General features: G+C 59.2%; 13 protein-coding genes and 1 tRNA gene. 12 read left to right on the plus strand and 2 right to left on the minus strand.

What is annotated here, in order from left to right:
* Nucleotides 1-20 precede the first annotated feature (20 nt).
* From P0O24_RS02120 to gatB, 7 genes are all read left to right on the plus strand, one after another.
* The gene (locus tag P0O24_RS02120; RefSeq protein ID WP_394356656.1) at nucleotides 21-2216 is read left to right on the plus strand and encodes an elongation factor EF-2; all 2196 of its coding nucleotides are present in this window, start codon (nucleotides 21-23) and stop codon (nucleotides 2214-2216) included.
* A 71-nt stretch (nucleotides 2217-2287) separates the two neighbouring features.
* Complete coding sequence (tuf, locus tag P0O24_RS02125) at nucleotides 2288-3556, plus strand: translation elongation factor EF-1 subunit alpha (protein ID WP_316968088.1); 1269 nt, start codon at nucleotides 2288-2290, stop codon at nucleotides 3554-3556.
* Nucleotides 3557-3581: 25 nt separating this feature from the next.
* Entirely contained in the window at nucleotides 3582-3890 is a 309-nt protein-coding gene (gene rpsJ / locus P0O24_RS02130; RefSeq protein ID WP_014585875.1) for a 30S ribosomal protein S10, read from the plus strand.
* Nucleotides 3891-3892: 2 nt separating this feature from the next.
* A tRNA-Arg gene (locus tag P0O24_RS02135) sits at nucleotides 3893-3966 on the plus strand.
* A gap of 334 nt (nucleotides 3967-4300) precedes the next feature.
* A complete protein-coding gene (gatC, locus tag P0O24_RS02140; protein ID WP_316968089.1) occupies nucleotides 4301-4582 on the plus strand; it encodes an Asp-tRNA(Asn)/Glu-tRNA(Gln) amidotransferase subunit GatC in 282 nt (93 codons plus the stop codon).
* Nucleotides 4583-4587: 5 nt separating this feature from the next.
* The gene (gene gatA, locus P0O24_RS02145; protein ID WP_316968090.1) at nucleotides 4588-6015 is read left to right on the plus strand and encodes an Asp-tRNA(Asn)/Glu-tRNA(Gln) amidotransferase subunit GatA; all 1428 of its coding nucleotides are present in this window, start codon (nucleotides 4588-4590) and stop codon (nucleotides 6013-6015) included.
* Nucleotide 6016: 1 nt separating this feature from the next.
* A complete protein-coding gene (gene gatB, locus P0O24_RS02150) occupies nucleotides 6017-7459 on the plus strand; it encodes an Asp-tRNA(Asn)/Glu-tRNA(Gln) amidotransferase subunit GatB (RefSeq protein ID WP_316968091.1) in 1443 nt (480 codons plus the stop codon).
* A gap of 47 nt (nucleotides 7460-7506) precedes the next feature.
* Here the strand turns inward: gatB and P0O24_RS02155 are convergent, their stop codons facing one another.
* Nucleotides 7507-8718, minus strand: coding sequence for a hypothetical protein (locus P0O24_RS02155; RefSeq protein ID WP_316968092.1), 1212 nt, complete (start codon nucleotides 8716-8718; stop codon nucleotides 7507-7509).
* 159 nt (nucleotides 8719-8877) lie between these two features.
* Here P0O24_RS02155 and P0O24_RS02160 point away from each other — a divergent pair, with 159 nt between their 5' ends.
* The 3 genes from P0O24_RS02160 (at nucleotide 8878) to P0O24_RS02170 (ending at nucleotide 11655) form a co-directional block, all read left to right on the plus strand.
* Complete coding sequence (locus tag P0O24_RS02160; RefSeq protein ID WP_394356666.1) at nucleotides 8878-10182, plus strand: phenylacetate--CoA ligase family protein; 1305 nt, start codon at nucleotides 8878-8880, stop codon at nucleotides 10180-10182.
* Nucleotides 10183-10284: 102 nt separating this feature from the next.
* Nucleotides 10285-10719 carry an ACT domain-containing protein gene (locus P0O24_RS02165; RefSeq protein WP_394356657.1) on the plus strand — a complete coding sequence of 145 codons (435 nt, stop codon included), beginning with the start codon at nucleotides 10285-10287 and terminating at the stop codon, nucleotides 10717-10719.
* A 675-nt stretch (nucleotides 10720-11394) separates the two neighbouring features.
* On the plus strand, nucleotides 11395-11655 hold the full coding sequence (locus P0O24_RS02170; RefSeq protein ID WP_316968094.1) for a hypothetical protein: 261 nt from the start codon (nucleotides 11395-11397) through the stop codon (nucleotides 11653-11655).
* 35 nt (nucleotides 11656-11690) lie between these two features.
* On the opposite strand, the gene P0O24_RS02175 is transcribed toward P0O24_RS02170, so the two are convergent.
* A complete protein-coding gene (locus P0O24_RS02175) occupies nucleotides 11691-11939 on the minus strand; it encodes a hypothetical protein (RefSeq protein WP_316968095.1) in 249 nt (82 codons plus the stop codon).
* 183 nt (nucleotides 11940-12122) lie between these two features.
* On the opposite strand from P0O24_RS02175, the gene P0O24_RS02180 reads away from it, so the two are divergent.
* Entirely contained in the window at nucleotides 12123-13286 is a 1164-nt protein-coding gene (locus P0O24_RS02180; RefSeq protein ID WP_316968096.1) for a hypothetical protein, read from the plus strand.
* Between the two features lie 18 nt (nucleotides 13287-13304).
* Complete coding sequence (locus P0O24_RS02185) at nucleotides 13305-13511, plus strand: hypothetical protein (protein ID WP_316968097.1); 207 nt, start codon at nucleotides 13305-13307, stop codon at nucleotides 13509-13511.
* Nucleotides 13512-13624: the final 113 nt, after the last annotated feature.

A 13624-nucleotide genomic window follows, 5' to 3' on the forward strand; every position in this document is an offset into this window, starting at 1 on the left:
CAAATTTCGCGAGGCTTGATATGGGCAAGAGGAAGAAGATGGCTGAGCGCGTAACCGCGCTGATGGACAAGCCAGAGAGGATCAGAAATATCGGTATTGTTGCGCATATTGATCACGGCAAGACCACATTATCTGATAATCTGCTTGCAGGGGCTGGCATGATATCCATGGAGCTGGCGGGCAAGCAGCTATTCATGGACTTCGATCCGCTGGAGCAGGCTAGGGGTATCACCATAGACTCCGCCAACGTCTCCATGGTCCACGAGTTCAAGGGTGAGGAGTACCTCATCAACATGATCGACACCCCCGGCCACGTCGACTTCGGCGGCGACGTCACGAGGGCGATGCGGGCCGTAGACGGCGCCGTCGTCGTCGTCGATGCCGTGGAGGGGGCGATGCCCCAGACCGAGACGGTCCTCCGGCAGGCGCTCAAAGAGAACGTCCATCCGGTCCTATTCGTCAACAAGGTCGACCGGCTCCTCAACGAGCTGAAGGTCGACAAGCAGGAGATGCAGCTGCGGCTGGGAAAATTGATCGATAACATAAACAAGCTCATCCGGGGGATGAACGAGGAGAAGTACAAGGCGGGCTGGAGGGTCGACGCCTCCGAGGGGAGCGTAGCCTTCGGCTCTGCCCTCTACAACTGGGCGATCAGCGTCCCCCAGATGAAGAGCACCGGGATCGGCTTCGGCGAGGTCTACGACTACTGCCAGGCGGGAGATATGAAGACCCTCGCCGAGAGATGCCCTCTTTACGTCGCGGTCAACGACATGGTCATCCGCTTCCTTCCAAGCCCCTTGAAGGCTCAGAAGGAGAGGGTCGGGGTAATCTGGCATGGCGACAAGAAGAGCAAGCTCTACCAGTCGATGGAGTCCTGTGACCCCTCGGGGCCCGTCGCCTTCATGGTCACCGACATCTCCGTCGACCCCCACGCCGGCGAGGTGGCGACGGGCAGGATCTTCTCCGGAACCCTGGAGAGGGGGATGGAGCTGTCCATATCCGGGGTCGCAAAGCCCAACCGGGTCCAGCAGACGGGGATATTCATGGGGGCCGACAGGATCGAGGTGGAACATATCCCCGCCGGGAACATCGCGGCGGTCACAGGCCTGCGGGACGCCTTCGTCGGGTCCACCGTATCCTCGGACCGGGACGCCACCCCCTTCGAGGACATAAAGCACGTCAGCGAGCCGGTGGTCACCGTGGCCGTCGAGGCGAAGAACACCCGGGACCTTCCCAAGCTGGTAGAGGTTCTCCGGCAGGTGGCAAAGGAGGACCCGACCCTCAACATCAACATCAACGAGGAGACCGGCGAGCACCTGATGGCCGGGATGGGGGAGCTCCATCTGGAGATCGTCGCCTACAGGATCCAGAGGGACAAGGGCGTCGAGATCACCACCTCGCCTCCCATCGTCGTCTATCGGGAGTCCATCACCGGAAAGACCTCCGGTGCCGTCGAGGGGAAGTCTCCCAACCACCACAACCGGTTCTACATCGAGATCGAGCCTCTGGAGCTGGATGTCGTTGACGCCATCAAGTCGGGCGAGGTATCCATGAAGATGGAGGAGCTGGAGAGGAGGAACATCCTCATCAGCAAGGGGATGGATAAAGAGGAGGCTAGGAACATATCCGGCATCTTCGAGTCCAACGTCTTCATCAACATGACCAAGGGCGTCCAGTATCTGAGAGAGACGATGGAGCTGATGTTGGAGGGGTTCGTCGAGGCGACGAAGAACGGCCCCATATGCAGAGAGCCGGTCCAGGGTGTAAAGGCGAAGCTGATGGATATCAAGCTCCACGAGGACGCCATCCACCGGGGTCCCGCCCAGGTCATCCCCGCCGTCAGGCAGGCAGTCCAGGCCGGGATCCTCATGGCGACCCCCACCCTCCTGGAGCCCTTCCAGAACGTCTTTATACAGGTTCCACAGGAGCAGATGGGGGGTGCCATGTCCGAGATCCAGGGCCGAAGAGGCATGATCCTGAGCATGGAGACCGAGGGCGACATGATCATAATCAAGGCGAAGGCGCCGGTCTCTGAGCTCTTCGGGTTTGCGGGAGCGATCCGGGGAGCCACCGAGGGCAGGTCCCTATGGAGCACGGAGTTTGCCGGCTTTGAGCCGATCCCGCCGGCGGCGATGGTGGAGACGGTACGCCAGATCCGGGGCCGGAAGGGTTTAAAGACCGAGATGCCTAAGCCCAGCGATTACCTGAAGGCTTGAAGCCTTCTCTGAAAAGATTTAAACGGAATAGACGTAAATACGGAGTTGAAAGTTAACCGGAGGAGATAAAGATGGCAGCACAGAAGCCACACATGAACCTGGCGTTCATCGGACACGTCGACCACGGGAAGTCCACCCTCGTAGGGAGGCTGATGTTCGAGTCCGGCGCCGTTTCTCCACATATCATCGAGCAGTACAAGAAAGAGGCCGAGTCCAAGGGTAAGGGGTCCTTCGAGTTCGCCTGGGTGATGGACAGCCTGAAAGAGGAGCGAGAGAGGGGCGTCACCATCGACATCGGCCATCAGAGGTTCGACACCGACAAGTACTACTTCACGATCGTGGACTGTCCCGGACATAGAGATTTCATCAAGAACATGATCACCGGCGCGAGCCAGGCAGACGCCGCAGTTCTGGTGATCGCAGCCCCCGACGGCGTCATGGCCCAGACGAGAGAGCACGTCTTCCTCGCCAGGACCCTGGGGATCAACCAGCTCGTCATAGCCATCAACAAGATCGACGCCGCCAAGTACAGCGAGGAGAGGTTCAAAGAGGTGAAGGAGGAGGTCGGAAAGCTCCTGCAGATGGTCGGATACAAGGTTGCAGATATTCCCTTCCTGCCCGTATCCGCCTTCGTCGGCGACAACGTCATCGCTCGCGGCGACAACCTCACCTGGTATACTGGGCCCACCCTTCTTGAGGCGCTCAACAACCTGAAGGAGCCAGAAAAGCCGACGAACCTGCCTCTCAGGCTCCCCGTCCAGGACGTCTACACCATCTCCGGCGTAGGGACCGTCCCCGTGGGGAGGGTCGAGACCGGGATCATCAAGAAGGGCGACAAGATCATCTTCGAGCCCGCCAGCGTCGTCGGCGAGGTAAAGACGATCGAGATGCACCACGAGGAGGCAGACCAGGCCCTCCCCGGCGACAACATCGGCTGGAACGTGAGGGGCGTCGGAAGAAAGGACATTCGGAGAGGCGACGTCTGCGGACACGTCGATTCGCCGCCCTCCGTCGCCAAGGAGTTCACAGCCCAGCTCGTGGTCTTGCAGCACCCGAGCGCCATCTCTGCGGGTTACACCCCCGTCTTCCACTGCCATACCGCCCAGATCGCCTGTACTCTGACGGAGATCAAGGCGAAGCTGGACCCCAGGACCGGCGCGGTAAAGGAGCAGAACCCTGCCTTCATCAAGGCCGGCGACGCCGCCATAGTCACCGTCGTCCCCACAAAGCCGATGGTGATCGAGAAGGTCAAGGAGATCCCCCAGCTGGGCAGGTTCGCCATCAGGGATATGGGCCAGACGATAGCAGCGGGCATGTGCATGAACATCACACCCCGCTAACTCAAATTTTTATGGTGTTTGAGTTATGCAGAAGGCAAGGATAAGGCTATCTGGGACCGACCCCCGCTCCCTGGACGAGATATGCAGCCAGGTGAGGGGGATCGCCCAGAGGACGGGCGTGCACATGGCGGGACCTATCCCGCTCCCGACGAAGAGGATGGTAGTTCCCACGAGAAAGAGCCCCGATGGGGAGGGGACCGCCACCTGGGACCACTGGGAGATGAGGGTCCACAAGCGGATGATCGACCTGGACGCCGACGAGCGGGCTTTACGTCAGCTGATGCGGATTCAGGTTCCCAAGAACGTCAACATCGAGATAGTGCTGGAATCTTAGCTGGACTCGTAGTATAGTCTGGATAACACGGAGGCCTCCGGAGCCTCAGTCCCGGGTTCAAATCCCGGCGAGTCCGCTACGACCCTTTTTTCTTTTGTTCGGCTTTTTTTCAGGCTGGCCTTAGGCTATCCTCTCGTCGTCTCTTCGTCGCACTTCGTCTCGTGGACTCGTCGTCCCGTCGTCACCCCTCGGCCGTTGCGTCCTCCTCTGGTCGCGTACCCAGATTACTGAATAGCGCTAACTGGTGACGTCATGGTTATTTGGCGGAAAATGAGTCCCTTGAATTCGATTCGACTGGCGATTTTCAGTAGAACGAGTACGCGACCCCTCCTCTCGTCCACCGGCAAAAGGTTCATAGCCTCCTACGATTTTGTTCATCTTCCAGAGAGAAAGAAAGGCGTGGGATCGCGATGATTACGGGAGAAGATGTGGATCATATAGGCTGGCTTGCCAGCATCAAGGTCGCTGAGGATGAGAAGGAGGGTTTTCTCGCCCTCTTCAACTCGGTCCTCGATTACTTTCATCAGCTCGATGAGCTCGATACGGAGGATGTGGAGCCGACCTACCGGGTCGTCGACCTCACCAACGTCTTCCGGGAGGACGTGGCTGTGGAGTCCCTCTCCCAGGAGGAGTCGCTTAGAAACGCTCCCCGAAGGGAGAACGGCTACTTCAAGAGCCCCAGGATAGTGTGATCGCCATGTTGAGAGATCTCAAAGAGAGGCTCGCGGCAGGAGCGTCGGCCGAGGAGATGGTCTCGTCCCTATTCGAGAAGATCAAGAGGAGCCAACTGAACGCTTATTCAAACCTCTCCGAGGACCTGGCCCTCGAAGAGGCCCGGAAGTTTGACCTGGCTCCCTGTAGCGGCCTCCTGGCTGGGATCCCCATAGCCATCAAAAGCTCCATATCTACGAGGGGGATCGAGACGAACTGCTCGTCGAGGATCCTCTCCGGCTACATCCCCCCCTACGACGCCCACGTCATCGAGCGGCTGAAGGAGGAGGGGGCGATCATCATCGGCAAGACGAATATGGACGAGTTCGCCATGGGGAGCTCCACCGAGACGAGCTGTTTCGGCCCCACGAGAAACCCCTGGGATCTCGACCGGGTCCCTGGAGGCTCCAGCGGCGGGTCCGCCGCGGCGGTGGCCGCCGGCGAGGCTCCCTGCGCCCTGGGATCGGATACCGGCGGATCCATCAGGTGCCCCGCCTCCTTCTGCGGGATCGTCGGCCTCAAGCCGACCTACGGCCTCGTATCACGGTACGGCCTCGTATCTTACGCCAACAGCCTGGAGCAGATCGGGCCCCTGGCGTTGAACGTCGATGACGCGGCCCTGGTCTTGGACGTCATCGCGGGCCAAGACCTCCGGGACTCGACCTCCGTGAAGTCCGAGGGAGGATATTTGGCGGGCCTCGAAGGGGGCGTCGAGGGCATCGTCTGTGGAGTTCCCAAAGAGTACTTCGGCGAGGGGGTCGACCCGTTGGTGGAGAAGTCGGTCTGGGAGGCCATATCGAAGCTCGAGGAGCTGGGAGCCTCCTGGAAGATGGTGAGCCTTCCCTACACCAAGTACGCCCTCGCAGCCTACTACATCATCGCCATGAGCGAGGCGTCGTCGAACCTGGCGAGGTTCGACGGCCTGCGGTACGGCCTGCGGCTCGGTCCCGATAAAGACTGGCACTCCACCTTCTCGGAGATCAGGGCCGCCGGCTTCGGCCCTGAGGTGAAGAGGAGGATCCTTATTGGGACCTACGCCCTCTCTGCAGGCTATTACGGCAGGTACTACCTCAAGGCCCTCAAGGCGAGGACCCTGATCAAGGAGGACTTCGAGAGGGCCCTGTCGGCCGGCGGAGCCGACGTCCTCGTCACCCCCACCATGCCCTTCCCCGCCTTCAAGATCGGCGAGAGGGTCGAGGACCCCCTCTCCCTCTATATGGCCGACGTCTTCACCGTCCCCATAAACCTCGCCGGGGTTCCGGCGATATCCCTCTCTTGCGGCTTTGCCAGGGGCCTCCCCATAGGCCTTCAGATCATCGGCCGCCACTTCGACGAGAAGGTCGTTCTTAGAACCGCCAAAGCCTACGAGGACGCGACGCCGTATCACGAGACGGTTCCAAAGGAGGTGGTCTGATATGGCCGAAAAGGACGTCATAATAGGCCTTGAGGTCCACGTCCAGCTGAACAAGCTGAACTCGAAGCTCTTCTGCGGCTGTTCGACCAAATATCACGACGCACCTCCAAACACCCACACCTGCCCAGTCTGTCTCGGTCTTCCCGGAACCCTTCCGGTCTTGAACAGGAGGGCGGTCGAGTACGCCATAAGGGTAGCCCTCGCCCTCAAATGCGATATCCAGGGAGAGACCCTCTTCTATCGAAAGAACTACTACTACCCCGACCTTCCCAAGGCCTTCCAGATAACCCAATACGACTTTCCAGTCGGCCTTGGAGGCAAGATTTTGATCAAGGGGGAAGACGGTGAGGAGAAGACGATTAGGATCACCAGGGTCCACATGGAGGAGGACCCGGGAAGGCTCGTCCACGCTGGGACGATCGACCGGGCCAAGTACTCGATGGTCGACTACAACCGGTGCGGCATGTCCCTTCTCGAGGTGGTGACCGAGCCGGACCTGCGGTCCCCCAAGGAGGCAAGGTCCTTCCTCGACAAATTGAGGAACATTTTGGAATATCTGGACGTCTTCGATGGCGACCTCGAAGGGGCGATGAGGATCGACTCGAACATATCCCTAGTCGGAGGCGAGAGGGCAGAGGTGAAAAACATATCGAGCCACAAGGGTGTGGAGAAGGCCCTCGCCTACGAGATCACCAGGCAGAGGTCCGCCCGGAGGAGGGGGGTCGCCCAGGTCCAGGAGACCCGCCACTACGATGAGCTCCGGGGGATCACCGTCACCATCAGGACGAAGGAGGAGGCCCACGACTACCGCTACTTCCCCGAGCCCGACCTCGTGCCCATGAGGATCGCCGACTGGGTGCCAAGAGTAGAGGCGGAGCTTCCGGAGCTTCCCGACGCCAAGAGGGAGAGGTTCGTCTCGGATTACGCCATAGCCGACGACCACGCCAAGTCCCTCACCTCCGAGATCAGGGTCGCAAACTTCTATGAGGATGTGGCAAAGAGGGCGACACCGAGGCTCACGGCCGTCTGGATCGCCGACGTCCTGAAAGGGGAGCTGAACTACCGGGACGTCACCATCGACAGATTCAGAGTCGACGATATGGTGGAGATCCTCGATATGATCGAGAAGGGAACGATCACTGAGAAGGGTGCCGTCGAGGTGATCCGGACGATCCTCGACCACCTCGGAGATCCGTCTGAGGTGGACCCGGCCGGGGTCGTGGAGGCTAAGGGGCTCGCCAGGGCCGAGGACGACGCCGTGAAAGAGGCGGTCAGGGCCGCGGTGAAAGAGTGCTCACAGGCGGTGGCAGACTACAGGAGCGGAAACGAGAAGGCGATCAACTTCATCGTGGGCATGGTCATGAAGAAGACCCGGGGAAGGGCAGATCCGGGGGAGGCGAACCGGCTGGTAAAAGAAGAGCTGGAGAGGACGGGCAGGGCTTGAGAGAGGTCTCATCCTCTTCATACTCCCTCCAATTCCGCCCCTCCTTTTCAGCCCTCGGCCTTGGGGCTGTGGTGGATCCCCCAGAGCCAGCCCCCCTGCCCCTGGGCGAAGACCCAGATATCTCTTTGCCCGTCAGAGACAGCCGTGGGCTGCCCGGAGATAGATCCTTTCAGGTTCTCTCCCTTCGTCCATCCCCCGCCTTCGTTTTTGATCTGGATAAGCTCGCCGCCGACAACTCCGAAGAGGTCGATCCGATTTCTTCCGATGACCACCGTCGGCGATGAGTCCATCTTTTCGTTGATCGTCTCCAAGGAGCTTTCTCCTGTCTCGGGGTCGAGGGTCGCGTGGCCGATCCCGCCGCCCGGGCTCAAGGCGAAGATGTGGATCATCTCCCCGTCGGAGGCTGCCGCCGGGGGCGAGGCGAAGGACCGGCCGAGGGGTCGCCATCCGTCCCAGGCGGGGAGATCTCCCGACCCGACCGCCGGGAGGTCGGCAAAGTTCCAGATGAGACCCCTGGAGCTGTCCAGGGCGAAGATGTGGATCCTATCCGAGTGTAGGACCGCCCCGGGCCTCGATCCGATCTCGCCCTCTATCCTGATCCAGTCGAGGGACCGGTCGCAGGCGACGCTGCCGCTGCCGCACCCCCAGCATCTCTTGTAGAGGCAGTGGTTTGTGGGCCCCCAGGTGAAGAGGTGGTAGTCGCCGTCCATCGAGCCGGTGGAGATCGCCGCCAGCTCGTACTTCCTGAAGTGTACGCCGCCGAGGTTCTTGTTGTAGGGGGGCGGGCCGAAGATCCGGATCCAGTCCGACCATGTCTCCTGACCCCGGAGGCGGATCTGCCAGAGGTCGTTCTCGTTTCCTCCGGTGAGGATGTCGACGATCCCCGGGGCCGGAGAGACTGCCACCGGTGCTGTCGTCAGCCGGACCCCTTTCAGAGTGATCCAGCTCGACCAGCCCGTCTCAGTTCTGAACTGGACCCGTTTGACCGAGGGGAGGAGCCCCTGCGGTTCTGTAGACGCCCCCATGACCAGCGCCGGGACCGAAGCCTCGGCGCCGGGGCTGATCTTGTCGAATTCCGCCAATTGGCCCGCCGACGGCCCCGCCAGGAGGAGGGCCGCAAGAAGGGCGTAAAGGTAGGTTTTTGCCCCCAAAGTCACTTCTCCTCTGATACTGCCTTGGGCGATGATCATATATTTGACTTCCGAAGGGGCTGCAGGGTTGGAAAGGTCCCTTCCGGCGTTGGTCCAAAGAGCCGCCATCGCCGCCGACCAGCATCACCCTCACCGTCACCGCGCCACCGTCACCCCCTTGTCACCATCACCACCACCAAACCTCCTGCCAACACCCCTCCAGGACTCTCGGTGGCGATCGATTGATATTTATCGTACAAGAGAGTGAAGGAGCTCTGGTTGATGGCCATGTTTGACTACTGGAATCCGCAGATCGAACGCATGCCCAGAGAGGACCTCGCCAAGCTCCAGGAGGATCGGCTCAAATCGATGGTCCATTATGTATACGATCATTCCCCCTTCTACAAAGAAAGGTTCAAAGAGGCGGGGGTGGAACCCTCGGATATAAAGGTCCTCGGCGACCTTGCGAAGCTGCCCTTCACATACAAGGTCGATCTCCGGAACACCTACCCCACGGGGATGTTCAGCCTCCCGAGAAACAGGATCGTCCGCTACCACGTCTCCAGCGGCACCACCGGAAAGCCGACGGTCGTCGGCTACACCAAAGACGACATCGAGATGTGGTCGGACTCTCTGGCCCGGGCCCTCACCTCCATCGGCCTCGGCCGCGGCGACGTCATCCAGGTGGGGTACGGCTACGGCCTCTTCACAGGCGGCCTGGGCCTCCATTACGGGGCGGAGAAGATCGGGGCGACGGTCCTTCCCACCGGGACGGGGAATACCGAGCGGCAGATCATGCTGATGCAGGACCTGGGGAGCACCGCCATCGCCTGCACCCCCTCCTACTTCCTCCACATCGCCGAGGTGGCGGAGAGGATGGGCGTCTCCATCCGGGACGACACGAGCCTGAAGGTCGGGGTCTTCGGGGCGGAGCCGTGGTCCGACGAGACCCGAAGGCGTATCGAGGAGGCGACGGGGATCAAGGCCTACGACATCTTCGGGACGAGCGAGATGAGCGGCCCCCTCTTCACCGAGTGCCGGGAGCAAAGCGGGATCCACGTCTGGTCCGACCTCTTCCTCATCGAGGTGATCGACCCCAAGACCGGCGAGCAGCTCCCCGACGGCGAGACCGGCGAGCTGGTCATCACGACCCTATCCAAGTGGGCGATACCCCTCATCCGCTACCGGATCGGCGATCTGACGAAGATCGACTCCGAGCCCTGCGCTTGCGGTCGGACCCACCCGAGGCTGATGAGAATCCTCGGCCGCACAGACGACATGATCGTCATCCGCGGAATAAACGTCTTCCCCAGCCAGGTGGAGTCGGTCCTGATGACGATCCCCGAGGTCGGCGACCACTACCAGATCATCGTCGACCGGAAGGGCCCCCTGGACATCATGAAGGTGATGGTGGAGGTTACGGAGACGGGCTTCAGTGACAAGATCGCCGACCTGATGTCATTATCCAAGAGGATCTCCAAGGAGCTGAAAGGCGTCCTCAACGTCGTCGCCGACGTGGAGCTCGTCGAGCCTGGGACGATCCCCCGGTCTGAGGGGAAGGCCGTGAGGGTTATCGATAAGAGGAAGGTCTGAAAGAAGGTGGGAAGAAGACGGGAAGAAGGCGAAAAACGAAGGCGACAGGAAAGAAGCGAGAGCGGAAGGCGAAGAAGGACGGAAAAAAAGGAGGTGCGAAAGTTGGTGGCAATTAAGCAGATATCATTATTCGTCGAGAACAAGCCCGGCAGGATGGCGAAGGTCTCCAAGACCCTCTCCGACGCCGGGGTGAACATCAGGGCCCTCACCGTCGCCGAAGCGGGGGACTTTGGGGTCATAAGGATGGTCGTCGACGATCCGGAGAAGGGGTATAAGGTCCTCCACGACGGCGGCTTCACCGTCTCCGAGACTGAAGTATTGGCCGTCGAGATGAAGGACATTCCAGGGGGATTATACGAGATCGTCAACACCCTTGGCGAGAGCGAGGTCAACGTCGACTACGCCTACGCCTTCGTCACCACGAAGGCGGAGCGGGCGCTTCTGATCATCCGGGTCGACAACCTGGAGAAGGCGAGGAAGGTCCTCACCGGCGCCGGGATCAAGCTCGCGACGAGGGACGAGATACAGAAGATATGAGGCTTTTAGGGGCGCTCCGAGGAGCGGGGCGCCATTTTTTCGTGGGTTTATCGGGAATGGTCTCACCAAGAGTAGATGCGATCTATTCCGAGATGTAGAATCTATTTCATGGGTCATCGGTTAAGGAATTTAAGCTACACAATATTGCTATTTTTCACACGAATTATGCGTCATCTAGATTTGATCCGATTTCAAGACTGACTTGCTGTAGCCTCTTTGACCAAGCCAATCTCACCGTACTTGCTACCGAGATCGCTGCCTCATCGCGATTCTTCTCTTAACCGATGACCAATGGATTCCCTTGATTCTATGGATGGAGGCAAGACTATTCCTTTCGGCAACCATCGCCAGGCATTCAAGGATCTCTTTGGGATTATGATGCCGAACATAGAACACCGTTCCCTTGTTCTCTACGAAGACTTTCTCGCAGGTTGTACATTTCAAACGTTGAGTGCTCTTTCCGGTTCGCCCATACTTGACAATATTTCCGTGGTCAACCAGACCGTAATTGGGACAATCTTTGTTCCAGCAAAACGAACCAGCTAAGACCAATCGATTTGCCTTCATTGCTTACCTCGAACATACTATCGATAAAAATGATATATAAACTTAATTGGGGTGGACTACCCGTTTTTCTCGTTAACCTTTTAACATTTCCCCGCCTATTCCCCTACCATGTTCAAGCACAGCTGGATTTTGGCCCTGCTTTTCGTCCTGGTCGCGGCCTTCGCCTGCGGCTGCGTCAGCGAGGAGGAGGCTGGAGAGGCGGCAGAGACCGAGGTATCGCACGAGGAGATCGCCGTGAGCGCCGAAGAGGAGGAGGCCTCAGCCCCGATGGAGGAAGAGGTCGAGGAGATGGGCGACCACACCGAGGATGAAGGCGAAGATATGGCCGAGGCCGCCGTTGGCGAGGTCGAGCCCGAGGGCGAGCACTGAACCGAAGCCGGACCGAACGCCTCTATTTTTGTGCTTCATCTCATCTCTGGCAGCGCCTCCCGGCGGCTCGTTTCCATCTCAAGGTCCCTTATCCTATCTTCCTGGGCGAGGAACGCCTCCTCCAGATCCTGCAGTATCTCCACCTGGTGCTCTAGGTCCTTAAGCCTCGATTCGAGGCTCACCCTGAAGGCGAGGTAGCAGAGGATCAGGGTCAGAAGAGCGCTTGCCATCGCTCCTATCATGGCCACCATCATGGAACCTTCATTGATCTCCACCGCCGCCATCCGTGCTCACCGATCAACCAGCCTGAGGTCGGGGGTTTTATATCGGAGTTGTTCGCGCGGGGCGGAAGTATTGCGAACGAAGGCAAACGAGTCCGAGGGGTGGACGAGCATCAGAACGAATAATAAGTATAAGCTCTATAGTATCCACATCTAAGGCGCTGAAGAATCTGGGGTGGAAATCGGATGCTCGAAAAGGCCTTCCTACTTCTGTTTCTGGTCATCGTCTCTGTCCTGAGTCTTGGTCCGGCGTCGCTCGCCGAGGAATACGTCACCTACAACAATTTTGATTTCGCTTTCGAGCGCCCGGCCGTCTGGTCGGTTGCCGAGGAGGAGGGGGCCGGAGCGAAAGGCAGAATCGTACTGGAGGCCCCGGCCCTCCTGACGAATCCCCTGGAGATCCTCTGGCGCGAGGCGGTCGAGGGAACCGATGCAGAGTCCGCCCTGAACTCAGAGATCGAGGAGTTCAGGATCGAGCTGTTGCCGTCGAACGTTCTGGCCATAGACCTTGGGACAAGGGAGATCGACGGGAACACCGCTTACGTCAAGGAGCTCTACTTCGAGGAGAGCTTCATCTCCCGGGTGGCGATCTGGACGGCCTTCGTCTCGCCGGAGTCGGGAAGGCTGATCCTCATCAAGTATCGCTCTATCTTCTCCTTCGACGATGAGAACCTCCGGGGCTTTGAGCATCTTCTGGATACCTGGCACGACACCTCGAAAGATCCGAAAGATGAGAAGATCGGAGGAGAGTCGGCCCCCTCAGGAGCGAAAGGAGCGGGGAACGAGGAAGGGAGTGAGGAAGAGGTCTCGGCAGGAGAAGAGGACGAGTCGTTCATCAGCAGCCTTCTCTTCTCCTCGGACCTGGTGGCCGAGATCCTGGGGTCGACACCGGTGACCTCGCCCTCCAAGGAGACCTATCAGAACTTCGGCCTCTCCTTCTATCATCCCTCCTCCTGGTCGGTCTCAGAGGAGGGGGGAAATTCCATCGATGGGAGCATATCCATGAGGGCTCCGGGCTCCCTCTCCACCCTCACCATATCCTGGGACCAGGAGAACGCGGGGTCTGAAGAGAGCTTCGTAAAACTGCTGACAGAGCAGCTCCGCTCGAGCTTTGAGATCAACAAAGTCGATGCCTCCACCAGGACGGTCGACGGAGAGGCAGCCTACGTCAGGGACATATCCCTGGACCTTTCAGGATACGACTATTCTGGAAGGCTGGTCGCCTTCACCTCCTCAAAGTCTGGAAGGCTGGTCTATTTGACCTACCTGACCCCAGCATCGTCAGCGAGCCAGAACCTGGCCGACCTCGACCGGCTGTTGGATTCCTGGCGGGATCTGTGGGAGGGATAGATCCGGCCTCCGGTAAGCATGGATGCAGAAGAGCCATCCATACTTACCGGGCTACAGAGTAGAAATCTTTTTACATGTACGATTCTTATTATCTGGCGTAAGAGGGAGACTTACATGAACGGATTTAAGATATCGGCAATGGCCATCCTCTTGCTGATCTTCGTCGGCGGGACCGGGATGGGCCAGCTCGGTGAATTGCAGCTTGAACAACCTAGTGCTCCTTAACATTAATTTTGCAACTTAAGGTAATGCCTTTTGAGTTTTTCTCTAGCGTCGCTTTTATTGAATTTCCATCGAACGGTCGCTTTGATATCATTCCTTACTCGCTGCCAAGCATC

It is taken from the genome of Candidatus Methanocrinis alkalitolerans (genome assembly GCF_029167205.1).
Taxonomy (GTDB): Archaea; Halobacteriota; Methanosarcinia; order Methanotrichales; family Methanotrichaceae; genus Methanocrinis; species Methanocrinis alkalitolerans.